Raw genomic sequence first — 23,936 nt, forward strand, 5'->3', positions numbered from 1 at the left:
GGATCAGGGATCAGATCTGGGCGTAGAGGGCGTAGAGCAGCGACACCAGGGCCATCACCACGATCCAGGAGACGACCATGGCGACCAGCTTGAAGGTGGTCGGATAGCGCTGGTAGAGGCGGTCCCGGTCCTGCCAGGCCCACCAGCGGCGGCGCAGTCGGCCAGCGCCGGGCAGGGCGGCGAACGCCTGGGCGACCCGGACCCCCAGGGTGCGCCTCGGGGGTGGCGGATCGAGCATCCAGGCGGGCAGGGTGCTCGCCGGTCGGGGGGTACGCAGGCGGATCGCCTCATCGGGCCGCTCGGCGGATGTGCCGTCACTGGTCATCTCGGTCTCCCCGTGGTCGGCGGCACCGGATCGGCCGACGCCGCTGTGAGTTCATCGTCACAGTCGGGTTCCACGCCGTAAATCCGGTTTCGGTGGCCGGTCGTCCGCTGCCGAGCCCGCCGCGTCGATCTGGCAGGCTTGCACGTCGTGAGCACAGACGGTCTGATCGTGGTGGACAAGCCGGGCGGTATGACGTCGCACGACGTGGTGGCGCGCATCCGCCGATTCGCGCGCACCCGTCGGGTGGGCCACGGCGGCACCCTGGATCCGATGGCCACCGGGGTGTTGGTGATCGGGGTGGGCCGGGCCACCCGCCTGCTGACCTACGTGATCGGCGCCGACAAGACCTACGCCGCCACCATCCGGTTGGGCCAGTCCACCGTCACCGACGACGCGGAGGGCGACGTGATCGCCACCGCTTCCGCCGGTGGGCTGACCGACGAGGCGATCCACGTCGCCCTGGCCGCCTTGACCGGCGAGATCGACCAGGTGCCGAGCGCGGTCAGCGCCATCAAGATCAACGGGCAGCGGGCGTACAAGCGGGTCCGGGACGGTGAGAGCGTCGACCTGCCGGCCCGGCGGGTCACCGTGTCCCGGCTGGATGTGCTGGCGATCCGCCGGGACCAGCCCGAGGTGGTGGACGTCGACGTGGAGGTGGCCTGCTCGACCGGCACCTACATCCGGGCGATCGCCCGGGACGCCGGCCTGGCGCTGGGGGTCGGTGGGCACCTCACCGCCCTGCGGCGTACCGCCGTGGGGGGTTTCACCCTGGCCGAGGCCGCCACCCTGGAGGAGCTGGAACGACGCGCCCCCGAGGTGGTCGATCTGCCGCTGGCGGCGGCCGCCGCTCGGTTCTTCACCTCCCGGGCGGCCAGTCCGGAGGAGGCGAAGGTGCTCTCCCACGGCGGCCCGCTCGACCCGATCGGCCAGGTCGGGCCGTACGCGGTCTTCGATCCGGCCGGCCAGTTGATCGCTATCGTCAGCGAGCGGGCCGGCCGGGCCCGCGCGGAGATCGTGCTCGCCCCGGCGTGACGGCGGCCGGCACCCGAGTGGAAGACCTTGCAGTACCGGCGACAGGAAGGACGAGCATGCAGCGGTGGCGGGGGTACGACGCGGCACCGGGGGGTTGGGGACGTTCGGTGGTCACCATCGGCGTCTTCGACGGCGTGCACAAGGGCCACCAGGCCACCATCAGGCACGCGGTGGCGCGCGCCCGGGAGTGGGGTGTGCAGTCGGTCGTGGTCACCTTCGATCCGCATCCGGCCGAGGTGGTGCGGCCGGGTTCCCATCCGGCGGTGCTCACCGAGCCGGCGCGCAAGGCGGAGTTGATCGAGGCCCTCGGTGTCGACGTGCTCTGTGTGGTGCCGTTCACCTCCGAGTTCTCCCGGCTGCCGGCGGAGGCGTTCGTCCATGACGTGCTGGTCGAGCATCTGCACGCCGCCCTGGTGGTGGTGGGGGACAACTTCCGGTTCGGGCACCGGGCGGCCGGGGACGTGGCGCTGTTGGAGCGGCTGGGGCGTACCTTCGGCTTCGCCGTCGAGGGCGCTCCCCTGGTGGCCGAGGCCGGCACGGTCTTCTCCTCGACGTACATCCGTTCCTGCGTGGATGCCGGTGACGTGACGGCGGCGGCCGGCGCGTTGGGGCGTCCGCACCGGCTGGAGGGTGTGGTGGTCCGGGGCGACCAGCGTGGCCGGGAGTTGGGCTTCCCGACCGCCAACCTGCTCTGCCACCGCTACGCCGCGATCCCCGCCGACGGCATCTACGCCGCCCGGCTGATCCGTCGGGGTCAGCGGGAGCCGCTGGGCGCGGCCGTCTCGGTCGGCACGAACCCGACCTTCGCCGGTCGGGAACGGCGGGTCGAGGCGTACGCGCTGGATTTCGACGGCGACCTGTACGGTGAGCGACTGGCCCTGGATTTCGTGGCCCACCTGCGGGGGCAGGTCCGCTTCGACGGCATCGAGCCACTGGTCGCCCAGATCGCCCAGGACGTCGAACGGACCCGCCGGGCGCTGGCCTGAACGGCCTCAATCGGGCGATGGCCACGAGGTGCTGGTAGGCTGACGAAGACGTCGGCTGACCGACGTGGGTCCTCGCATGTCTGCTCGACGCCGCGGATGCGAGGACGTCCGGTAGCGATGCCCAGCCTGCAGAGATTCAGCCTGGCTCGCACGGACACCATCGACAACCCACTGAAACAGGGAGAACATGGCGCTCGACCAGCAGGCAAAGGCCAAGATCCGCGAGGAGTACGCGACCGCCGAGGGCGACACCGGTTCGCCGGAGGTACAGGTCGCGGTCCTCACCAAGCGGATCGCTGAGCTCACCGAGCACCTGAAGGTGCACAAGCACGACCACCACAGCCGCCGTGGGCTGCTGCTGCTGGTCGGCCGCCGCCGTCGGCTGCTCAACTACGTGCAGAAGAAGGACATCAACCGCTACCGGTCGCTCATCGAGCGACTCGGCCTGCGCCGGTGACGTGAGACGGGGGAGTGGCCACCGGGCCGCTCCCCCGTCGGCGTAACCACCTCGAGACACGGGCTGCGAGCACCCAGACAGGGGAGCCGTCGGCGTACCGGTCTCCGGTAGTGGCCTCCGGGTGTCTCCGGCATTTCGCCGGTGGTCCCGGGCGCTTCGATCGAAGACCGGCCGTCGGTACAGCTCCCGCTCGTGGCCCCCGATGCGAAGGAGCATTGCCGCACTATGACCGAGACCAAACTCGGCACCGAATCCCGTACCGCCGTGATCGACAACGGGTCCTTCGGCACCCGTGAGATCACCTTCTCCACCGGCCGGCTGGCCCGTCAGGCCGCCGGTTCCGTCGTCGCCCAGCTCGGCGAGACGGTCGTGCTGTCCGCCACCACCGCCGGCAAGCAGCCGAAGGAGCAGTTCGACTTCTTCCCGCTGACGGTCGACGTCGAGGAGCGGATGTACGCCGCGGGTCGCATCCCCGGCTCGTTCTTCCGGCGGGAGGGCCGTCCCAGCGAGGACGCCATCCTCACCTGCCGCCTGATCGACCGGCCGCTGCGCCCGTCCTTCGTCAAGGGCCTGCGCAACGAGGTCCAGGTCGTCGAGACCATCCTGGCGCTCGACCCGCAGCACCCGTACGACGTGGTGGCGATCAACGCCGCCTCGATGTCGACCAAGCTGTCCGGCCTGCCGTTCTCCGGCCCGATCGGGGCGACCCGGATGGCGCACGTCGACGGCCAGTGGGTCGCCTTCCCGACCCACGAGGAGCTGAGCCGGGCCACCTTCGACATGGTGGTGGCCGGTCGGGCCCTGGCCGACGGCGACGTCGCGATCATGATGGTCGAGGCCGAGGCCACCGAGCACGCCGTCAAGCTGGTCGCCGACGGTGCCCCGGCCCCGACCGAGGAGATCGTGGCCAGCGGCCTGGAGGCCGCCAAGCCGGCCATCCGTGAGCTGTGCCGGGCGCAGAGCGAGCTGGCCGAGGTCGCCGCCAAGCCGGTCGCCGAGTTCCCGGTCTTCCTGGACTACTCCGACGACGCGTACGACGCCGTCGCCGAGTTCGCTCGCGGCGATGTCGCCGAGGCCCTCCAGATCGCCGGCAAGGCGGACCGCGAGGAAGCCCTGGACGCGGTGAAGTCCCGCCTGGTGGGGGAGCTCGGCCCGCGTTTCGAGGGCCGGGAGAAGGAGCTGTCTGCTGCCTTCCGCTCGCTGACCAAGTCCGAGGTGCGCAACCGGGTGCTGCGCGAGCAGGTCCGCATCGACGGGCGTGGCCCGCGCGACATCCGGCCGCTGAGCGCCGAGGTCGGCGTGCTGCCCCGGGTGCACGGCTCGGCGCTGTTCGAGCGTGGCGAGACCCAGATCCTGGGCGTCACCACCCTCAACATGCTGCGCATGGAGCAGGCGCTGGACACCCTCTCCCCGGAGAAGTCCAAGCGCTACATGCACAACTACAACTTCCCGCCGTACTCCACCGGTGAGACCGGTCGGGTCGGCTCGCCGAAGCGCCGCGAGATCGGCCATGGCGCGCTCGCGGAGCGGGCACTGATCCCGGTGCTGCCCTCGCGGGAGGAGTTCCCGTACGCCATCCGCCAGGTCTCCGAGGCGCTCAGCTCCAACGGTTCCACCTCGATGGGTTCGGTCTGCGCCTCGACCCTGGGCCTGCTGTCGGCAGGTGTGCCGCTGAAGGCACCGGTGGCCGGCATCGCCATGGGCCTCATCTCCGACGAGGTCGACGGCAAGACCCAGTACGTCACGCTCACCGACATCCTCGGTGCCGAGGACGCCTTCGGCGACATGGACTTCAAGGTCGCCGGCACCCGGGACTTCGTGACCGCGTTGCAGCTCGACACCAAGCTCGACGGCATCCCGTCCGACGTGCTGGCCGCCGCGCTCCAGCAGGCCCACGAGGCCCGGCAGACCATCCTCGACGTGATGCAGCGGGCCATCGAGGCTCCGGCCGAGATGTCCGACTACGCGCCGCGGGTCACCACGGTGAAGATCCCGGTCGACAAGATCGGCATGGTGATCGGCCCGAAGGGCCAGACCATCAACGCCATCCAGGACGAGACCGGCGCCGAGATCTCCATCGAGGACGACGGCACCATCTACGTCGGTGCCACCAACGGCCCCTCGGCGCAGGCGGCGGTCGAGCGGATCAACGCGATCGCCAACCCGACCATGCCGAAGGCCGGTGACCGGTTCCTCGGGACCGTGGTCAAGACCGCGCCCTTCGGTGCGTTCATCTCGCTGCTGCCGGGTCGTGACGGCCTGCTGCACATCTCCAAGGTGGGCGACGGCAAGCGGGTCGAGAAGGTCGAGGACTTCCTCAACGTCGGCGACCGGGTCGAGGTCGAGATCGCCGACATCGACCAGCGCGGCAAGATCTACCTGGACAAGGTCCGTTCCGAGGGCGCCGAGGCACCGGCTCCCGCCGAGGCGGGCGGCGAGCGGCCGGCAAGCCGTGGTGACCGGGGTGACCGTGCCCCGCGCGACCGGGGTGACCGCGAGCGCGGCGGTGACCGGGGCAGCCGTGGCCCGGAGCGGGGCGAGGGCGGCGAGGGTGGCGAAGGCGGCGAAGGCGGCGGTGACTCCCGGCCGCGTCGGCGTACCCGGCACAGCTGATCTCCGACCAACCGTACTGATTCGCTGACCGGCCGGGCGACCATGTCGCCCGGCCGGTTCGTCACCGTCAACCCCTCGTCGTACCGGAAGCAGGTTGCCGTGAGTCGCACCCGGCGAACGTCTCTGTCCGTGACTCGCCAGCCGGCGACGCCACCCGGCGCCGGCCGGCAGGCCGTCGGCACCGTGCGGCCCTCCGGCGGCACCACCCGGGCCGTCACCCGCACCCTCAGTGACGACCCCCTGGGGGGTACGGTGCGCCGCACCGTGCTGCCCAGCGGGCTGCGGGTACTGACCGAGGCCATCCCGGCGATGCGCAGCGTCTCCTTCGGCATCTGGGTGGCGGTCGGTTCCCGGGACGAGACCGGGTCCACGACCGGCGCCGCGCACTTCCTGGAGCACCTGCTGTTCAAGGGCACCCACAAGCGGGGCGCGATGGAGATCTCCTCGTCGATCGAGGCGGTGGGCGGCGAGACCAACGCCTTCACCACGAAGGAGTACACCTGCTACTACGCCCGGGTGCTCGACGCGGATCTGCCGCTGGCCATCGACGTGATGTGTGACCTGGTAGCCGACTCGGTGCTGGAACCGGCCGATGTGGAGACCGAGCGGGGCGTGATCCTGGAGGAGATCGCCATGCACGACGACGAGCCCGGCGACGAGGTGCACGACCTGTTCGCTCGGGCCGTCTACGGCGACCATCCGCTGGGCCGGCTGATCTCCGGTACCTCGGACACGGTCACCCCGATGACCCGCCGCCAGATCCAGACCTTCTACCGGCGCCGGTACGTCGCCCCGCAGATCGTCATCGCCGCCGCCGGCAACCTCGACCACGCCGCCGTGGTCCGGCTGGTCCGGCAGGCGCTGCGCGGCACCCCCCTGGACACCGACCCGGCGCCGCCCGCGCCGCACCGACCGGCCAGCCCGGCGGTACGCACCCGGTCCGCCCGTACCGTGGTGGAGGTGAAGGAGACCGAGCAGGCGCACATCGTGCTCGGCTGCCCGGCCATCGACCGGCTCGACGATCGGCGTTTTGCGCTCGGTGTGCTGAACAACGTGCTCGGCGGTGGCATGTCCAGCCGACTGTTCCAGGAGATCCGGGAGCAGCGAGGATTGGCCTACTCGGTCTACTCCTACGCCAGCCAGTACGCCGACAGTGGCGTGTTCGGCGTCTACGCCGGGTGTGCCCCCGGCCGGGTGGACGAGGTGCTGGCGCTGACCCGGGCCGAGTTGGCGCGTACCGCCGCCCACGGCATCACCGAGGCGGAACTGGCCCGGGGCAAGGGGATGAGCAAGGGGGCCTTCGTACTCGGCCTGGAGGACACCGGCTCGCGGATGAGTCGGCTGGCCAAGGGCGAACTGCTCTACGGCAACCTGATGCCGGTGAACGAACTGCTCGACCGGGTCGACGCGGTCACCCTGGAGGACGTGAACACCCTGGCCGCCGACCTGCTCGCCCGACCGATGTCCCTGGCGGTGGTCGGCCCCTTCGCCGACCGCGACTTCTCCGCCTGACTGCCCGGCTGGCTGATGCCTGGCTGGTGATCGACTCCGTTTCGGCGTAGTGGCGGTGACCCGGTCGACTGGATACCGCCGTTACGCCGTAACGGAGTTGATCACGCCGGATCTCCTGCCTCTGCGGCTGCCCGGACAGCCGATTGGGATAGGTTGTGCCGCGTGACTGACGAGCGGGAAAAGGGCGGGCCGATCCGGGTCGGCGTACTGGGTGCGCGGGGTCGGATGGGCGCCGAGGTGTGCAAGGCTGTCGAGGCCGCTACCGACACGACGCTGGTGGCGGCGGTCGACCAGGGCGACGAACTGTCCACCGTGGCGCAGGCCGGGGCGCAGGTGGTCGTCGACTTCACCACCCCCGGCGCGGTCATGGACAACCTGCGCTGGTGCATCGAGCAGGGCATCCACGCGGTGGTCGGCACCACCGGCTTCACCGAGCAGCGCCTCGACCAGGTGCGCGACTGGTTGGCCGGCAAGCCAGGCGTGGGTGTGGTGATCGCCCCGAACTTCGGCATCGGCGCCGTACTGATGATGCAGTTCGCGGCCCGCGCCGCCCGGCACTTCGAGTCCGTGGAGATCATCGAGCAGCACCACCCGCGCAAGCTCGACGCCCCCAGCGGCACGGCCACCCACACCGCTCGTCTGATCGCCGCAGCCCGCGCCGAGGCCGGGCTGGGCCCGGTGCCGGACGCCACCGCCGACGAGGTGGCCGGTGCCCGGGGCGCCGACATCGAGGGGGTACGGGTGCACGCGGTGCGCGCCACCGGGCTGGTCGCCCACCAGGAGGTGCTCTTCGGCACCACCGGTGAGACGTTGACCATCCGGCACGACTCGTACGACCGGGTCTCCTTCATGCCCGGGGTGCTGGTCGCGGTCCGCGCGGTCGGCGACCGCCCCGGCCTGACCCTCGGCCTGGACCCCCTGCTCGACTAACCGTTTCCCCGGGGCTGACCCGGCCCGGCCTGCTCCGGGCTGACCCGGCCCGGCCTGCTTCGGGCTGACCCGGCCCGGCCTGCTTCGGGCTGACCCGGCCCGGCCTGCTTCGGGGGCTGGCCCGGCTCGGGCCGCCCGGCCTGCTGGCGGGGTCGGTCAGCAGCCCGCGCGGTGGGCCGGTCAGCCGGCCTCGGTGGGTGCGGTCGGCTCGGTGGGGAGCGCCACGTGCAGGCGGAGTTGGGGGACCAGCATGTCGTCCACGTCCAGCGCGCGGCCCGCGCCGTCCGGTTCCCACCCGGCGGTGGTGAGGAACTTGCGGGAGGCCTGATCGCCCTCGAAGACCCAGGCCAGCGCCGTGGTGAAGCCGGACTCCCGCCACAGGTCGACACTGGCGGCCAGCAGCCGGCTGCCGTGCCCCCGGCGGCCCCACCGGGGCTCCACCAGCAGGTCGGTCACCGCGACCACCTCCGGGCCGAGCGCCTCGGCGGGCTCGTTCGGGGCCAACGCCTCGGCGTCCACCGGACCGGAGGCGGCGAAGCCCACCAGATACGATTGCTCGGCCTGCTCGACGGCGACCAGGACCCGGTGGTGTTCGCTGGGCGGGCGGCGTACCGCAGCCTCCCAGCGCTGGGCGAGCAACCCCTCGTCGAGGTCGGCCAGCACGTGCCGGGGCAGCAGTCGCCGATAGGCGACCCGCCAGGTGGCGAGCTGGATGCGTGCGATCTCGCCGGCGTCCTCGGGACGCGCCGGGCGGACAAACCCGAGAGCCATGGGACGACAGCCTACGCAGGGTGAGGGAGGCGACGGTGGCGCAGGGTGCCAGGCGGACGGTCGGACAGATCGTCTTCGTGGTCGTACTCGCCGTCGCGGTGGCCGCCTTCCTGTCCGTGGCGGCGGCCCGGCACGGCTTCTTCGACCTTCAGGTCTACCGGGGAGCACTCATCTGGTGGGCCCGCGAGGGCGGGGAACTCTACGACCACCTGCGCCCCGGCACCCAGTACGGTTTCACCTACCCGCCGTTCGCGGCGCTGCTGATGCTGCCGATGGCGTACCTGCCCTGGCACGCGGCGATCGTGGTGAGCGTGGCCGCCGGGGTGGCGACCAGCGCGGTGTTGATCTGGTGGCTGCTGGACCCGGTGTCCCGGCGGGCCGGGTGGACCCGCTGGTTCGCCTTCGCGGTGGCGTTCTGCCTGGCCGCCGCCTTCGAACCGATGCGCGAGACCATCAACTTCGGCCAGGTCAACACCCTGCTGTTGTTCCTGGTGGCGGTGGACCTGATGCGGCTGCTGCCGGGCGGCAGCCGGTGGGCCGGCATCGGCATCGGCCTGGCCACCGCGATCAAGCTCACCCCGGGCATCTTCATCGTGTACCTGCTGGTGACCGGCCGCATCCGGGCCGCGGTCACCGCCGTGGCCGCCGCGACCGGGGCCACCGTGCTGGCCGCGGCACTGTTCCCGGACGCCTCCCGCGAATTCTGGACCACCGCGCTGTGGAACACCGGCCGGGTCGGTGAGCTGGCGTTCGTCTCCAACCAGTCGCTGCGCGGTGTGGTGGCCCGACTGGACCCGACCAACCCCAGCACCCTGGCCTGGCTGGGCCTGGTGGCAGTCACCGTGGCGCTGTGGGTGTGGCGGTCCCGCGCCGCCGTACGCGCCGGAAACGAGACTGCCGGGCTGGCCCTGACCGGCGCGGTGATGTGCCTGGTCAGCCCGGTCACCTGGGTACACCACCTGGTCTGGCTGCTGCCGGGACTGCTGCTGCTGGTCGAAGGGACCGTCGCCGCGCCGTCGGGCAGCCGCCGACGCCGCGGCCTGCTGGCCGCCGTGATCATCGGGTACGGCTTCCTGATCAGCCGGATCGTCTGGGCCTGGGAGAAGGACTTCACCGGGCTGGACGGGTTCGTGTTCAGCAACACCTATGTCTGGATCAGCCTGGCGTTGCTGGCTTTCCTGCCGGTACGCCGGCCCGGCTGGGCCGACGAGCCACCGGCCTCAGCCGTCGAGTCGTCCGGCGTACCGCAGCTCGACCAGGTGCAGCGGCGCACGCCCGCCGGACAGTGGCACCGGGTAGGTCGACCGCTCACCGTCCGGTGACAGCCCGGCTCGCTGGTAGAACCGGCGGGCCCGGTGGTTGTCCGCCAGCACCCAGATCCGGTACTCGGCCAGGCCCCGCTCGCGCAGTCCGGCCTGAGCCGCCGCCAGCAGGGCGGGTGCGGTGCCGTCACCCCAGTGTTCCGGCACCACGTACAAAGCCACCACCTCGCCGTAGGTCGGGTCGAGGTCGCCTCGGTCCTGGTTGTTGCGGTACGGGCCGAAGGTGGTGAACCCGGCCAGCACCCCGTCGATCTCGGCGAGCAGGGTGGTGAAGGGGTGCTCCGGATCGGCGGTACCCAGATCCCGGCGTCGCTGTGCCCAGGCCACCGGGTTGAGCCGAGCCAGCACCTCGTCCGGCATGATCCCGGCGTACCCGGCCCGCCACCCGCTGATGTGCACCTGGGCGATCGCCTCGGCGTCGGCGGCCTGTTCACGACGGATGGTCGGCATGACTGCCGTTCTACGTGGCCGACGACGACAGGTCCAGCGTGGCGCACCTGTGTCGTACCGCTGACGTAGCCTGCCCGCGATGGCCATCAAGGAATCGCTCTCCCTCGCCCAGGCTCGGCGGATCGCGCTGGCCGCCCAGGGGTTCACCGACCCTGCGCCCACCGGGGCGCCCACCCGTCGTCACCTGCGTAGGGTGCTCGACCGGGTCGGCCTGATCCAGATGGATTCGGTGAACGTGCTGCAACGGGCGCACTACCTGCCGCTCTACAGCCGGATCGGGCCCTACCCGAGCTCGCTGCTCGAATCGGCCGCCTACCGCGGCCCTCGCGAGCTGTTCGAGTACTGGGGGCACGAGGCGTCGCTGGTGCCGGTCGGCCTGCATCCCGCGCTGCGCTGGCGGATGGCCCGGGCCAAGGCCGACGCCTGGAGTGGCATGCGCCACATCGCTGCGGAGCAGCCTGATCTGGTGGCCTGGGTCCGCGACGAGGTGGCCGCCCGGGGGCCGCTGACCGCAGCCGAGATCGAGCATGACGCGCCCCGAGCGACCGGCAACTGGGGGTGGAACTGGTCGGCGGTCAAGCAGGCCCTGGAGTTCCTCTTCTGGGCCGGTGAGGTCTGCGCCGCCGAGCGCACCACCTCCTTCGCCCGCCGCTACGACCTGCCCGAACGGGTGCTGCCGGCCGAGGTGCTGGCCGCCCCGACGCCCACGGACGCCGAGGCGTACCGCACCCTGGTCGGCATCGCCGTCCGGTCGCTGGGGGTGGCTGCGGAGCCGGAGCTGCGCGACTACTTCCGGCTGCCGGTGGCCGGAGCCCGACAGGCCATCGCCGAGCTGGTCGAGGCGGGGGAGCTGACACCGGTCACGGTGCAGGGCTGGCGGCAGCCGGCCTGGCTGCACCACCAGGCCCGGCTACCCCGGTGGGTACGCGGCAACACGCTGGTCAGCCCGTTCGACCCGCTGGTCTGGGAACGGGGACGCACCGAGCGGCTGTTCGACTTCAGCTACCGCATCGAGATCTACGTGCCCGCGGCCAAGCGGATGTACGGCTACTACGTGCTGCCCTTCCGGCAGGGGGAACGCTTCACCGCCCGGGTAGACCTCAAGGCCGACCGTAAGGCCGGAGTGCTGCTGGTGCCGGCGGCCTGGGCGGAGCCGGGGGCCGATCCCGGGGAGACCGCGGTGGCGCTGGCCGCCGAGCTGTACCGCCTGGCCGGCTGGCTGGGACTGGACGCGGTGGCCCCACCGGCCGCCGGAGACCTCGCCGCCCCGCTGGCCGCGGCCCTGGTGGGCCTGGCCGGTGTACGGTGAGCCTCGTGACGAGCGTTGACCGATCGCCCGCCCAGCCGCACCCGCCGAGCGGGGAACCGACCTCCGCAAGCACGCCGACCGAGCCCGGTCCGACCGAGGCCGGGCCGGGCGTTGCCGGGCCGGGCGTTGCCGGGCCGGGCGTTGCCGGGCCGGTCGCCGGGATGCCGGCGGGTGAGGTGGGTCCGGGCGGGTGGCCGGCGGGTCACCCGGGCGGCTATCCGGTGGTCGAGTCGGATCGACTGACCCGGTTCGTGGCGCGGCTGTACGAGCGCACACCCCGTTGGGTGGTGCCCTTGGCCGCGCTCGGCTGCGTCGGCGCCGGCATCGGTTACACCCTGCTCAGCGACCCCACCCGGTCGGCGCCGGACGCCCTGCCGAGCTGCCTGCTCAAGATGACCACCGGGCTGGACTGTCCGGGCTGCGGCGGCACCCGTGCCCTCTGGTACGTGTTGCACGCCGACCTGCCCGCCGCCGCCCGGCATCACTTCCTCTTCGTCTTCGCGTTGCCGTTCCTGGCGTACTTCTTCATCGCCTGGGCGGGCCGGCAGGCGTTCGGCTGGCGGCTGCCGGAGCTACGGGTGGGCCCGAAACTGGTGGGTGGCTTCCTGGCCGCCTGGATGGCCTTCTCGGTGGCCCGCAACCTCCCCTGGCCCCCCTTCACCGCCCTCTACGTCTAACCCCACCCCACCCACCCCGCCCTCACGCCCCTCCCCGCCCTCACGCCCCTCGCCGCGCCGATCTTGCACTTTCTGTCGGGACAAAAGCGGCCAAGGGGTGCATTTCGGCGACCAAAAGTGCAAGATCGGCGGGGCTGGGGCGCGCGCGTGCGGGGTGGGGGGTGGGGTGGGGGAGGGAGGGCGGGCGGTGGGGGTGCAGGGGTGGGGAGGGTGGGGTGGGGGTTAGAGTCGCGACATGCCGGAGATGGTGCAGCCCCAGGTCAGGTTGATTGCGTGGACTCATTTCGAGCCGCCGCAGGATGTGCCGTGGTCGACGGACGCCGACGGGGGGCAGGCGCTCGCGGAGTTCGCCGGGCGGGCCTGTTACCAGAGCTGGAAGAAGCCGAATCCGGTCACCGCCACCAACGCCGGCTACCTGGCGCACATCCTGGAGGTCGGGCACCTCTCCGTGCTGGAGCACGGCTCGGTCAGCTTCTACTTCACCGGGGTGTCCCGCTCGTTCACCCATGAGCTGATCCGGCACCGGCACTTCTCGTACTCGCAACTGTCGCAGCGGTACGTCCCGGAGCGGGACGCGGCGATGGTCGAGCCCCGGGTGATCGCCGAGGACCCCGAGCTGCACAAGCGCTTCGTGGAGGCCGCGGAGGCCAGCGTACGGGCCTACAACGAGTTGCTGGAGGGGCTGGAGCGGCACTTCGTCGACGAGCCCAACCCGACGCTGCGGCGCAAGCAGGCCCGTCAGGCGGCCCGTGCGGTGCTGCCTAACGCCACCGAGACCCGCATCGTGGTGAGCGGCAACTACCGCGCCTGGCGGCACTTCATCGCGATGCGGGCCACCGAGCACGCCGATGTGGAGATCCGCGAACTGGCGGTGGAGTGCCTGCGGCAGTTGCAGGGGGTCGCCCCGAACGTCTTCGCCGATTTCGTCATCTCGACCCTGCCCGACGGCACCGAGGTCGCGGCGAGCCCGCTCGCCGAACAGTCCTGAGCGGGTGGGGCTGCCCTGCCCGGCGCGCATGCCACCCTTCCCCGGCAGCCCTCCCTCCGGTGTCCGATAGGTTGTCACCATGACGCACGACCAGTTTGACGCCCCGGCACGGGCGGTGTCCCGCCCCTTCGGTCGGCTGATCACAGCCATGGTGACCCCGTTCACCGCTGAGGGTGCGCTCGACCTGGACGGCGCCGCACGGCTGGCGAACCATCTCGTCGTGGAGCAGCGCAACGACGCGCTGGTGATCAACGGCACCACCGGTGAGTCGCCGACCACGACGGACGCCGAGAAGGAACAGCTGATCCGGACCGTGGTGGAAGCCGTCGGGGACCGGGCGCGGGTGGTGGCCGGAGTGGGCACCAACGACACCCGGCACACCATCGAGCTGGCCGCCTCGGCGGAGAAGGCCGGTGCCCACGGACTGCTGGTGGTCACCCCGTACTACAACAAGCCGCCCCAGGCCGGGCTGCTGCGACACTTCACCGCGGTGGCCGACGCCACCGGCCTGCCGGTGATGTTGTACGACATTCCGCACCGCTCCGGGGTGCCGATCGAGACCGAGACCCTGGTCCGGCTGGCCGAGCACGGACGCATCGTCGCGGTGAAGGACGCCAAGGGTGACCTGACCGCCACCAGTTGGGTGACCAGCCGTACGGATCTGGCGTACTACAGTGGCGAGGATTCTCTGACGTTGCCCGCGTTGGCCGTCGGCTCGGTCGGCGTGGTCGGCACCTCGACGCACTTCACCGGCGCGGAGACCAAGCAGATGATCGAGGCGTACGACGCGGGCGACACGTCCACCGCGTTGGCGCTGCACCACAGGTTGCTGCCGCTGTTCACCGGGATCTTCCGGACCCAGGGCACGATTCTGGTCAAGGCCGGTCTGAACGTCCAGGGCCTGCCGGCAGGCCCGGTCCGGTCGCCGTTGGTGACGGCGACCGAGGACCAGGTGGCCCAGTTGCGCGCCGACTGCGCGGCAGCGGGCCTACCACTTCCCGAATGATCAAACGAACGCACGGACGCCGGGTAACGGCGCCGCAGAATGAGGTGAGCGCGTGACCGAGGCGCACAACGAGGAGGCTCAACTTCCCCCGCCGCTGCCGGAGGGCGGATTGCGGATCATCCCGCTCGGTGGGCTTGGCGCCATCGGTCGGAATATGACCGTCTTCGAGTACGACGGGAAGTTGCTGGTCGTCGACTGCGGGGTGCTCTTTCCCGATGTGGAGCAGCCCGGTGTCGACCTGATCCTGCCGGACTTCGGACCCATCCTCGACCGGCTCGACGACATCCAGGCGATCGTGCTGACCCACGGGCACGAGGACCACATCGGCGCCGTGCCGTACCTGCTCGCCCACAAGGCCGACATCCCCCTGGTCGGCTCGCAGTTCACCCTGGCCCTGGTCGAGGCGAAGCTGGCCGAGCGACGGATCCAGCCGTACACCCTGACCGTGCGCGAGGGCGGCCGGGAACGGCTCGGCCCGTTCGAGTGCGAGTTCTTCGCCGTCAACCACTCCATCCCGGACGCCCTGGCGGTGGCCATCCGCACCCCGGCCGGGCTGGTGCTGCACACCGGCGACTTCAAGATGGACCAGCTTCCGCTGGACGGCCGGATCACCGACCTGGCCGGTTTCGCGCGGCTCGGCGCCGAGGGCGTGGACCTGCTGCTGTCGGACTCCACGAATGCGGAGATCCCCGGCTTCGTCACCCCGGAACGGGAGATCGGCCCGGTCCTGGACTCGATCTTCGCCAAGGCCCGGGGTCGGATCATCGTGGCCTCGTTCGCCTCGCATGTGCACCGGGTGCAGCAGGTCTTCGACTCGGCGCTCGAGCATGGCCGCAAGGTAGCCCTGATCGGTCGGTCGATGGTGCGCAACATGGGCATCGCCCGCGACCTGGGCCTGCTGAACATCCCAGCCGGCCTGGTGGTCGGCCTGGACGAGGCGACCTCCATGCCGCCGGAGCAGATCGTGCTGATGTCCACCGGCTCGCAGGGGGAGCCGATGAGCGCCCTGGGTCGGATGGCCAGCGGTGATCACCGGCACATCACCATCGCCCCCGGGGACACCGTGGTGCTGGCCTCCTCGCTGGTGCCCGGCAACGAGACCTCGGTCTACCGGGTGATCAACCGGCTGGCCCGGGCCGGGGCCGTGGTGGTGCACAAGGACGTGGCCAAGGTGCACGTCTCCGGGCACGCCCCGGCCGGTGAGCTGCTCTACCTGCTCAATGTCGTACGCCCGAGCAATCTGATGCCGGTGCACGGCGAGTGGCGGCACCTGCGGGCGCACGCCCGGCTGGGCATCGAGTCCGGGGTGGCCCCGGACCGGGTGGTGCTCTGCGAGGACGGCGACGTGGTCGACCTGGTGGAGGGCCGGGCCAGCCTGGTCGGCCGGGTCAAGAGCCGGTACGTCTACGTCGACGGCCTGGCCGTCGGCGACGTCAGCGAGTCCCTGCTCACCGAGCGGCGCATCCTGGGCGACGGCGGGTTCATCGCGACCACCGTCGTGGTCGACTCGGTCACCGGCAAGGTGGTCGCCGGTCCGACCGTCTCCGCCAAGGGCTTCTCGGAGGACGCCGCGGCGTTCAACGCGGTGATCCCGCTGGTGACCGAGGCCCTGAACCGGGCCGCGGCGGACGGGATCACCGATCCCCACCAGCTTCAGCAGATCGTCCGCCGGACGGTGGGCCGCTGGGTCAACGACGCCTATCGGCGCCGGCCGATGATCGTGCCCACCGTCGTCGAGGTCTGAACCGTTCGGACCTCGGGGCCGTACTCCGACCCGGCAGGCGTGCCCGCGCCTGCCGGGAGGAGCGTGGCGGATGGACCGCAGGAAATGGACAGCCCTCGGTGTCGTGGTGGCTGCGGTGGGCGCGGCGGCGGCGGTGACACTGCCGTCCTTCGCCGGTGAGGGTGGCGCGCCACCCAGCGCCTCGACCGCACCGGCCGTGCCGGGTGCCGACCCGGAACTGGTCGAGGCGATGGGTCGTGACCTGGGATTGAACCAGTCCCAGGTGGCTGCTCGGCTGAAGACGGAACGCTGGGCCGGCGGGGTGGTCGAGCAGCTTCGGGCCGAACTCGGCACCGACTACGGGGGCAGTTGGCTCAGCGCCGATGGCAGCCAGTTGAACGTGGCGGTGGCCGACCCGGCCGAAGCGGCACGGGTCCGGGCCACCGGGGCGGTGCCGAAGGTGGTCGAGCGTGGGGTCGGGCAGCTCGACGCGCTGAAGACCAGGATGGACCGCAACGCCGCCCATGCCCGGCAGGTCTCCGGCTGGTACGTCGATGTGGCCTCGAACAGTCTGGTGGTGCTCGCCCAGCCGGGTGCCGAGGCGGCCGGCTGGCGTTTCGTCGCCCGCGCCGGGGTGGCCCGCCAGGCGGTCCGGATGGCCACCGAGGAGCAACCGCGACTCTTCGCCGATGTCCGTGGCGGCGAGCCGTTCTTCGTCGGCGCGGGACGCTGCTCGGTCGGTTTCGCGGTGGTCGGCGGCTACGTCACCGCCGGACACTGTGGCCAGGTAGGGGCCCGCACCTCCGGGCCGGACGGGGAGTTGCAGGGCGTCTTCCGGTCCTCCTCCTTCCCCGGGGACGACTGGGCCTTCGTGCAGGTGAACAGCAGTACCAGGGTGCTGCCGGAGGTCACCGACTTCCGGGGTGGCATCGCCCGGGTCGCCGGTTCCCGGGAGGTGGCCGTCGGTTCCTCGATCTGCCGCTCCGGCTCCACCACCGGGGTGCGCTGCGGCACCGTGCAGGCCCGCAACGCCACCGTCCGCTACCCGCAAGGGCTGGTCAGTGGTCTGGTCCGGACCAATGTCTGCGCCGAACCGGGCGACTCCGGTGGCTCGTGGATCTCGGGCAACCAGGCCCAGGGGGTCACCTCCGGCGGTTCGGGTGACTGCGTACGCGGCGGCACCACCTTCTACCAGCCGGTCAACGAGATCCTGCAACGCAACAACCTGACCCTGCTCACCACGCAGAACTTCCGCACCCTGGGCGGCGGGCGCTGATCGGCCGGGCCCGGCCGGCTGCGCGCCGGTCGGGCCCGCCGGACAGGCGTCGGCGCCGGGTCAGGGCAGGGCGGCTACCGCCTCGGCGTACGCGACCCCGGTCCGTACCGCCGCCTCCACCAGGACGGTGACCTGGGCCGGGGCCACCCCGTACGCCAGGTCGGTGGCCACCTCACCGGCCAGCACCAGCTCACCGCCACCGGGATCGTGCACGAACGCCTTGGGTAGCAGCCGGTCACGGTTCCACCCGTTGCAGAAGGCGTACGCCTCGGCGCGGCGGGCCGCCGGCAGCCGACGGTCGGCGACCACCCGGGCGTGCAGCACCTCGCCCCGTTCCCCGGCCCGCCGGAACTGGATCACCGCCTCGCCCCAGCGCCCCAGCACCGTGCCGGCGCTGTCCAGGGAGTACCGGTCGCCCCGCCGGTCCAGCGCGGCCGTGATCATTGCCACGGAGAGGGCGGCCAACTCCTCCTCGCCCGCCGGGTCGGGTGCCTCGGAGAAATACCTCTCGTCGGCCTCGGCCGGCTCCTCGGCGGGCAGCGGCACCGGCGTGGCCAACGGTCGTTCGGCCAGCCAGGCGGCCATCCGACCGGACTGGTGGCCGGTGCCGTTGCGGGCGTCGAAGCTGCCGGCCAGTTCGGTGGCGACCGCGAGCAGCTCGGTGCCGAGGGCCGCCACCGGGACGGTCGCGGCGTGCCGCCCGTGATACGCCGGTCGGGGTACGGTCCGATCGCCGTGCTCCTCGGCGGCCAGGGTGCAGACCAGTGCCCCCGCCGCGGCGAACTCCATCACGGCCAGGTCCTCGTGCGGTTGGTCGAGCCGGGGCAACTGCTCGACCAGGATCGCCAGACCCCGGTCCAGGTGACCGCCGAGGGCGCAGTACCGCAGGTGGGTGGCGAGGTGGTCGAACCCCTCCGGCGCCACCCGGTGCCGCCGGTAGGCCCGTACGTGCGCCTGCGCCGCCTGCTGCGCCGCTCCCGCCCGCAACCAGGGCAGCAGGGCACCCGTCAGGGCGGCCTCGGGCTGGGCGGTGCACCGCAGCGGACCGTCGAGCAGGGGTGCTACCAGGGCGATCGCCTCATCCCAGTCGCCCCATCCGGCGAGTAGTTCGGCCTGGCGGACCGGCAGGCAGTCGGGGCATCCGGCGGCCGGGTCCGGATCGGCGGCCTGCCAACGCCGCAGCCAGTGTCGGGCGGTGGGCTCGTCGCCGAGATGGTCGGCGATGCGGCAGCGTAGCTGGGCTACCAGAGCCGAACCGGTGTCGTCATGGGTCGGGTCGTCGAGGTCGGCCAGCACGGAGCGGGCCTGGTCGATGCCGATGCGGGGGGTGCCGAGCAACGCCTCCACGGCGTACCGCTGGTAGCGGCGCAGGGTCTCGGTGTCCGGCCCCACGGGGGGTGGGTCGTCCTCGGGTCGGTGCGGGCGGCGGGCCGCGTCCAGGCAGCGCCGGACGGGTTCGAAGAGTCGCCACCGTTGGCCGCCGAGCACCTGGGCCTCGACCAGTTCGGACCAGGCCGCCAGCGCCGTGCCGGGATCGCCGGTGGCCTCGGCGAGGGCGGCCACCCGTTCCAGTTCGGCCGTACGCGCTTCACCGTCCGGCATGTCCCGCGCCTCGGCCAGCAGCTCGGCCGGTCGGCGGTCGACCGGTGCCGACATCCGGGGCCGGTGGCGGCGGCCGGTGGCCCACCCGCTCACCGGTGTGCCGTCCCGGACAGCCGGCCCACCTCGGCGGCCAACCGGCAACCGGTGACGATGCCCCGGTCCAGCAGCCGGTCCAGCTGATGGGGTGTCACCCCCCGTTCCAGGTCGGTGATCACCTCGCCGCAGACCCGGGCCTGCCCGGCGTCGTCGACATGGACGAACGCCTTGGGCCAGAACCGGTCCCGGTTCCACCCGTTGCAGAAGTCGTGCAGCCGGGGCACGGCCTGCATCGGGAAGGGGCGAATGGCGACCGTGCGGACCTGGAGCAGCTCTCCGGCGTCACCGGCGCGCAGGAACCAGATGTGCGCCTCGGCCCATCGTCCTACCAGGTCGCCCCCGGATTCGGTGGTGACCGGGTGGCCCCGGTGGGCGAGCACCGTGGCGATCAGGTCGTGGGCCAGGGGCCGCAGGGTGTCCGGATGCCCGGCCAGCGGGTCGTCCAGACCGTCGTCGTACTCCGGCGACGCCATAGACATCCCTTCGCAGGCGAATATCACGACAGGTGACGGGACCGCGTTGCGACACGCGGAGCCGACCTGGAAGACCGGCGTATCGCGGGACCCGCCGTTACGGTGATGCTATGGCGGGCCGTACCTCTCAGGCGAGCCGGCGACGCGGCGCGTCGCCGCGTGCTGGCGCGAACAGTCGTGCCCGTCAACCGGCGAAGAAGGCCGCACCGGCCCGCCGCCGTACCGCCTCGCGGGGTCCGGGCCCGGCCGCCTACATCGGTCGGGCGGTCGGTGCGGTGTGGATGGGGCTGGCCCACGGCGTCGGCTGGGCGGTACGCGCCGCCTCGGGCCGTGACCTGGAGCCGGAGCACCGCCGCGACGGTGCCGGGCTGCTGATGATCGGGCTGGCCCTGCTCAGCGCGGGAGCCCTCTGGTTCTCCGCCGCCGGGCCGGTCGGTGCCCGCCTGGCCGACACCGTCCGGCTGTTCCTCGGCGCCATCTCCGTGGTGGTGCCGGTGCTGCTCGGCATCGGGGCCTGGCGGCTGATGCGCGAGCCCGGCGACCCCGAGCACCGGGGCCGGGGCTGGGTCGGCTGGGCTTCCATGCTGGTATCCACGGCCGCGATGCTGCACATCGGGCAGCAGCCGGGCGACCCGGGTGAGCGGGACTTCGCCGGCGGCCTGGTCGGCGCGGGGGTGGGCAGCCTGCTGGAACGGGCGGTCACCGCCTGGGTCGCGGTGCCCCTGCTGATCCTGCTGCTGGTGTTCGGCCTGCTGGTGGTCACGGCGACCCCGATCAACAAGATCCCCGAACGGCTCGGTCTGCTGGCCGGCAGTGTGGTCGGCCACAGTGGGCAGGAGACCGAGGAGACCCCGGCCCCGCCGACCCGACGTCGCCCCGCCAAACGCATCCCGCCGCCGGTCGACCCGGAGGACTTCGCCGACCTGGACGATGTGGATCTTCAGGAGACCATCGTCCTGCCCCGCAAGGCGCCCTCCCGGGTGCCGGCCAGCCGCAAGCCGGCCGAGCCGCCGGAACACTCCCCGGCGCCCACCCGCGCCGAGCAGTTGGCGCTGACCGGGCTGGCCGGCGACTACACCCTGCCGCCGGCGAACATGCTCGGCAGCGGGGCCGCGCCGAAGACCCGCAGCAAGGCCAACGACGAGGTGATCGCCGCCCTGACCGGCGTCTTCGAACAGTTCGACGTGGACGCCGCGGTGACCGGCTTCACCCGGGGCCCGACGGTCACCCGCTACGAGGTCGAGCTGGGCCACGGGGTCAAGGTCGAGCGGATCACCCAGCTGTCCCGCAACATCGCCTACGCGGTCAAGTCCCCGGACGTACGCATCCTCAGCCCGATCCCCGGCAAGAGCGCCGTCGGGGTGGAGATTCCGAACACCGACCCGGAGAACGTGGCCCTCGGCGACGTGCTGCGGTCCCGCGCCGCCACCAGCGACCACCACCCGATGGTGGTCGCCCTGGGTAAGGACATCGAGGGTGGCTACGTGGTGGCCAACCTGGCGAAGATGCCGCACATCCTGATCGCGGGGGCCACCGGCGCCGGTAAGGCTCTGGCCCTGGACACCCCGATAGCCACACCTGATGGCTGGTCCACGATGGGCGAGCTCGGTGTCGGCGATCAGGTGTTCGACGAGCACGGCCAGCCATGCACGGTCGTGGCCACCACGCCTGTCATGCACGGTCGACCTTGTTACGAAGTGGAGTTTTCTGACGGCACCGTGATCGTCGCTGACGCCAACCACGAATGGCGTACGACGACCCGGGCCGAGCGCACGCAACGTTTGCACAGGTGGAAGGACGGGTCCTACTGGTCACCAGCGGATCGCGAACTGATCGCTGGCCGGTTGACCGAGGTGTTGATGGAACCGGACCGCCCTGTGTCGAGCAGGGAGGTCTTGACGGAACTGGGCACACAGTTCCAGAACGTGCTGTACCGGATCCTCCGGAATGCCCCAAGGAAGTCGGTGCTGGTCAGGGTGCCGTACGAGCGTGCTGGCCGTGTGGTGACTCGTTGGGTCCCCACTTATTCCCGGCACTACGTGTACGAGGCGTTGTCCCAACGAGTACACGCTCCCGGTCGGTCGGTCGGTAGGAAATACCGTGCCCCGGGCAGCGTGACAACGGCTGAGATCGCCGCGTCTCTTCGGGTGGGACCGAATGGACAGTGGACCAACCATGCCGTGGATGTCGCCGCCCCGCTGAGCTGTCCCGAGCAGGAACTGCCGGTCGCTCCGTACACCTTGGGATGCTGGCTGGGCGACGGGACGACCGGTTCTGCCATGCTCACCACTGCCGACGACGAGATTCTTGATCAGATCCGGATCGACGGCTACGTGTTGACCAAACACCCGAGCAGTAAACTTCACTACACCATCTCGAACCGTCCCGACCGTGAACGACGTATCGCAGAAGCGCTGTTGCTGATTGAGCAGGGACTGGGTGGGCGAGCCGCCGCCAAGCATGTTGGCGTGTCGGTGGCAGCCATCTATCGCGCTCGGAAGCAATGCCGGCCAGCGGGCGTTTGTGCACCGGAGACATCGCCCGAACCCTATCGGCAGCCATACCGAACGATGCGAGCGCTCTTTCGGGAGATCGGGGACAAACATATCCCTTCGGTGTACCTGAGAGCCTCTGAGTCTCAACGCCGTGCCCTGTTGGCTGGTCTGCTGGACACTGACGGCACCGTCTCGAAGCAAGGCGGCGTGGAGTTGACGCTCACCAACGAGCGGCTTGCCCGTGACGCCCTCGAACTTATCCATGGCCTTGGCTACAAGGCGACGATGACAACGAGGGCTGTTGGAGGAAGGAAGCCGACGACCTCGACTGCTTATCGGATTCGCTTCACTCCAGTGGACAAGGTGTTCCGGCTTAGCCGAAAGCTGAGTCGGCAGGTGGTGGAAAACCGTGCCACGGTGTCCCGCCGGTACATCGTCGACGTGCGGCTGGTTCCGTCGGTGCCCGTCCGCTGTATTCAGGTGGACAGCCCGAGCCAAATGTATCTGGCCAGCCGGGCCAACATACCGACCCACAATTCGAGCATCCTCAACTCCCTGCTCATGTCCGTCCTGACCCGGGCCACCCCGGACGAGGTACGGCTGCTGCTGATCGACCCCAAGCGGGTCGAGATGACCGGCTACGAGGGCATCCCGCACCTGGTCACCCCGATCGTGACCAACGCGAAGAAGGCCGCCGACTCGTTGGAGTGGGTGGTCCGCGAGATGGACATGCGCTACGACGACCTGGCGGCCAACGGGGTCCGGCACATCGACGACTTCAACCGCAAGGTCCGCAACGGCGAGATCAAGGCGCCGCCGGGCAGCGAGCGGGAGATCCGGCCGTACCCGTACCTGCTGGTGATCGTCGACGAGTTGGCCGACCTGATGATGGTCGCGCCGCGCGACGTGGAGGACTCCATCGTCCGGATCACCCAGCTGGCCCGAGCCGCCGGCATCCACCTGGTGCTGGCCACCCAGCGGCCGAGTGTGGACGTGGTGACCGGCCTGATCAAGGCCAACGTGCCCTCCCGGCTGGCCTTCGCCACCTCCTCGTTGGCCGACTCGCGGGTCATCCTCGACCAGCCGGGTGCGGAGAAGCTGCTGGGTCGGGGCGACGGGCTGTTCCTGCCGATGGGCGCCTCCAAGCCGATCCGCATCCAGGGCGCCTGGGTGACCGAGCGCGAGATCAACGACGTCGTGAAGTTCTGCAAGGACCAGCGCGAACCGGAGTTCCGTCCGGACGTGCTGGCCCCCGCGCAGGACAGCAAGAAGAAGATCGACGAGGACATCGGCGACGACCTGGACCTGCTGGTGCAGGCGGTCGATTTGGTGGTCACCTCGCAGTTCGGCTCGACCTCGATGCTCCAGCGCAAGCTGCGGGTCGGTTTCGCCAAGGCCGGCCGCCTGATGGACCTGATGGAGACCCGGGGGGTGGTCGGTCCCTCGGAGGGCTCCAAGGCCCGCGAGGTGCTGGTCAAACCGGACGAGTTGGAAGAGGTCCTGGCGGGCCTGCGCGGCGACGAGGACTGACCGCCGACAGCGACCGACCGGCGGCGGCGATCGACCGGCGGCGGCGACTGGCCGATGGGGCATACGTCACGGGCCCGCCGCGTGTCGCGGCGGGCCCGTGACGGGTCGGTGGCTCAGAGGGCGCTGAGGATCAACATGCTGAGCAGCATGGCGACCACGTTGGCGGCGGCGGCGTACCAGCCCAGTGGCTTGTCGCCGAGCACCGCGCCGACGATGCCGAGGACCAGACCGATGACTCCGAAGAGAATCGGATTGAGCAGCAACGCGAGAACCGCGCACACGAAGCCCACGATGGTGCAGATGCGGGCGGCGCTGGTCGAGCGAACGGTGCTGGTGGCCATGTCTGCCTCCGGATGGTGAGTC

At 71.2% G+C, this 23,936-nt stretch carries 20 protein-coding genes; 14 read left to right on the top strand and 6 right to left on the bottom strand.

Going from position 1 to position 23,936, the window contains the following annotated elements; translation table 11 throughout:
- Positions 1-10: 10 nt before the first annotated feature.
- Positions 11-325: a hypothetical protein gene (locus ACLQ2T_RS06805; protein ID WP_425765109.1), complete on the bottom strand. Its 315-nt coding sequence runs from the start codon at positions 323-325 to the stop codon at positions 11-13.
- 147 nt (positions 326-472) lie between these two features.
- On the opposite strand from ACLQ2T_RS06805, the gene truB reads away from it, so the two are divergent.
- The 6 genes from truB (at position 473) to dapB (ending at position 7,855) form a co-directional block, all read left to right on the top strand.
- A complete protein-coding gene (gene truB, locus ACLQ2T_RS06810) occupies positions 473-1,357 on the top strand; it encodes a tRNA pseudouridine(55) synthase TruB (RefSeq protein ID WP_425765110.1) in 885 nt (294 codons plus the stop codon).
- Between the two features lie 56 nt (positions 1,358-1,413).
- Positions 1,414-2,343: a bifunctional riboflavin kinase/FAD synthetase gene (locus tag ACLQ2T_RS06815; protein ID WP_425765111.1), complete on the top strand. Its 930-nt coding sequence runs from the start codon at positions 1,414-1,416 to the stop codon at positions 2,341-2,343.
- 187 nt (positions 2,344-2,530) lie between these two features.
- Complete coding sequence (rpsO, locus tag ACLQ2T_RS06820; protein ID WP_117226670.1) at positions 2,531-2,800, top strand: 30S ribosomal protein S15; 270 nt, start codon at positions 2,531-2,533, stop codon at positions 2,798-2,800.
- Between the two features lie 225 nt (positions 2,801-3,025).
- Positions 3,026-5,413, top strand: coding sequence for a polyribonucleotide nucleotidyltransferase (locus ACLQ2T_RS06825; RefSeq protein WP_425765112.1), 2,388 nt, complete (start codon positions 3,026-3,028; stop codon positions 5,411-5,413).
- 99 nt (positions 5,414-5,512) lie between these two features.
- Complete coding sequence (locus ACLQ2T_RS06830; protein ID WP_425765113.1) at positions 5,513-6,925, top strand: M16 family metallopeptidase; 1,413 nt, start codon at positions 5,513-5,515, stop codon at positions 6,923-6,925.
- 162 nt (positions 6,926-7,087) lie between these two features.
- Entirely contained in the window at positions 7,088-7,855 is a 768-nt protein-coding gene (gene dapB / locus ACLQ2T_RS06835) for a 4-hydroxy-tetrahydrodipicolinate reductase (RefSeq protein ID WP_425765114.1), read from the top strand.
- 180 nt (positions 7,856-8,035) lie between these two features.
- On the opposite strand, the gene ACLQ2T_RS06840 is transcribed toward dapB, so the two are convergent.
- Positions 8,036-8,626 (bottom strand): GNAT family N-acetyltransferase, encoded by a 591-nt coding sequence (locus ACLQ2T_RS06840; RefSeq protein ID WP_425765115.1) that lies wholly within the window; start codon positions 8,624-8,626, stop codon positions 8,036-8,038.
- A 35-nt stretch (positions 8,627-8,661) separates the two neighbouring features.
- On the opposite strand from ACLQ2T_RS06840, the gene ACLQ2T_RS06845 reads away from it, so the two are divergent.
- Positions 8,662-9,948: a glycosyltransferase family 87 protein gene (locus ACLQ2T_RS06845; protein WP_425765239.1), complete on the top strand. Its 1,287-nt coding sequence runs from the start codon at positions 8,662-8,664 to the stop codon at positions 9,946-9,948.
- Here ACLQ2T_RS06845 and ACLQ2T_RS06850 read toward each other — a convergent pair.
- Complete coding sequence (locus ACLQ2T_RS06850; protein ID WP_425765116.1) at positions 9,847-10,398, bottom strand: GNAT family N-acetyltransferase; 552 nt, start codon at positions 10,396-10,398, stop codon at positions 9,847-9,849. The two genes, ACLQ2T_RS06845 and ACLQ2T_RS06850, sit on opposite strands and share 102 nt — an antisense overlap.
- A gap of 79 nt (positions 10,399-10,477) precedes the next feature.
- Here ACLQ2T_RS06850 and ACLQ2T_RS06855 point away from each other — a divergent pair, with 79 nt between their 5' ends.
- From ACLQ2T_RS06855 to ACLQ2T_RS06880, 6 genes are all read left to right on the top strand, one after another.
- Positions 10,478-11,707 (top strand): winged helix-turn-helix domain-containing protein, encoded by a 1,230-nt coding sequence (locus tag ACLQ2T_RS06855; RefSeq protein ID WP_425765117.1) that lies wholly within the window; start codon positions 10,478-10,480, stop codon positions 11,705-11,707.
- Positions 11,708-11,868: 161 nt separating this feature from the next.
- Positions 11,869-12,384 (top strand): DUF2752 domain-containing protein, encoded by a 516-nt coding sequence (locus ACLQ2T_RS06860; protein ID WP_425765240.1) that lies wholly within the window; start codon positions 11,869-11,871, stop codon positions 12,382-12,384.
- A gap of 244 nt (positions 12,385-12,628) precedes the next feature.
- A complete protein-coding gene (gene thyX / locus ACLQ2T_RS06865) occupies positions 12,629-13,372 on the top strand; it encodes an FAD-dependent thymidylate synthase (protein ID WP_425765241.1) in 744 nt (247 codons plus the stop codon).
- 79 nt (positions 13,373-13,451) lie between these two features.
- Positions 13,452-14,378 carry a 4-hydroxy-tetrahydrodipicolinate synthase gene (gene dapA / locus ACLQ2T_RS06870; RefSeq protein WP_425765118.1) on the top strand — a complete coding sequence of 309 codons (927 nt, stop codon included), beginning with the start codon at positions 13,452-13,454 and terminating at the stop codon, positions 14,376-14,378.
- Positions 14,379-14,430: 52 nt separating this feature from the next.
- The gene (locus tag ACLQ2T_RS06875) at positions 14,431-16,122 is read left to right on the top strand and encodes a ribonuclease J (RefSeq protein WP_013732195.1); all 1,692 of its coding nucleotides are present in this window, start codon (positions 14,431-14,433) and stop codon (positions 16,120-16,122) included.
- A 70-nt stretch (positions 16,123-16,192) separates the two neighbouring features.
- Positions 16,193-17,377, top strand: coding sequence for a S1 family peptidase (locus tag ACLQ2T_RS06880; RefSeq protein WP_425765119.1), 1,185 nt, complete (start codon positions 16,193-16,195; stop codon positions 17,375-17,377).
- Positions 17,378-17,437: 60 nt separating this feature from the next.
- Here the strand turns inward: ACLQ2T_RS06880 and ACLQ2T_RS06885 are convergent, their stop codons facing one another.
- Both ACLQ2T_RS06885 and ACLQ2T_RS06890 read right to left on the bottom strand, forming a co-directional pair.
- Positions 17,438-19,033, bottom strand: a complete 1,596-nt coding sequence (locus ACLQ2T_RS06885; protein WP_425765120.1) for a YbjN domain-containing protein — start codon at positions 19,031-19,033, stop codon at positions 17,438-17,440.
- Between the two features lie 35 nt (positions 19,034-19,068).
- A complete protein-coding gene (locus tag ACLQ2T_RS06890; RefSeq protein ID WP_425765121.1) occupies positions 19,069-19,548 on the bottom strand; it encodes a YbjN domain-containing protein in 480 nt (159 codons plus the stop codon).
- Positions 19,549-19,658: 110 nt separating this feature from the next.
- On the opposite strand from ACLQ2T_RS06890, the gene ACLQ2T_RS06895 reads away from it, so the two are divergent.
- Complete coding sequence (locus tag ACLQ2T_RS06895; RefSeq protein WP_425765122.1) at positions 19,659-23,573, top strand: DNA translocase FtsK 4TM domain-containing protein; 3,915 nt, start codon at positions 19,659-19,661, stop codon at positions 23,571-23,573.
- Positions 23,574-23,686: 113 nt separating this feature from the next.
- On the opposite strand, the gene ACLQ2T_RS06900 is transcribed toward ACLQ2T_RS06895, so the two are convergent.
- Complete coding sequence (locus ACLQ2T_RS06900; protein WP_425765123.1) at positions 23,687-23,914, bottom strand: hypothetical protein; 228 nt, start codon at positions 23,912-23,914, stop codon at positions 23,687-23,689.
- Between the last annotated feature and the right edge of the window lie 22 nt (positions 23,915-23,936).

Origin of the sequence: Micromonospora sp. DT229, assembly GCF_049844505.1 — a bacterium.
Classification (GTDB): domain Bacteria; phylum Actinomycetota; class Actinomycetes; order Mycobacteriales; family Micromonosporaceae; genus Micromonospora.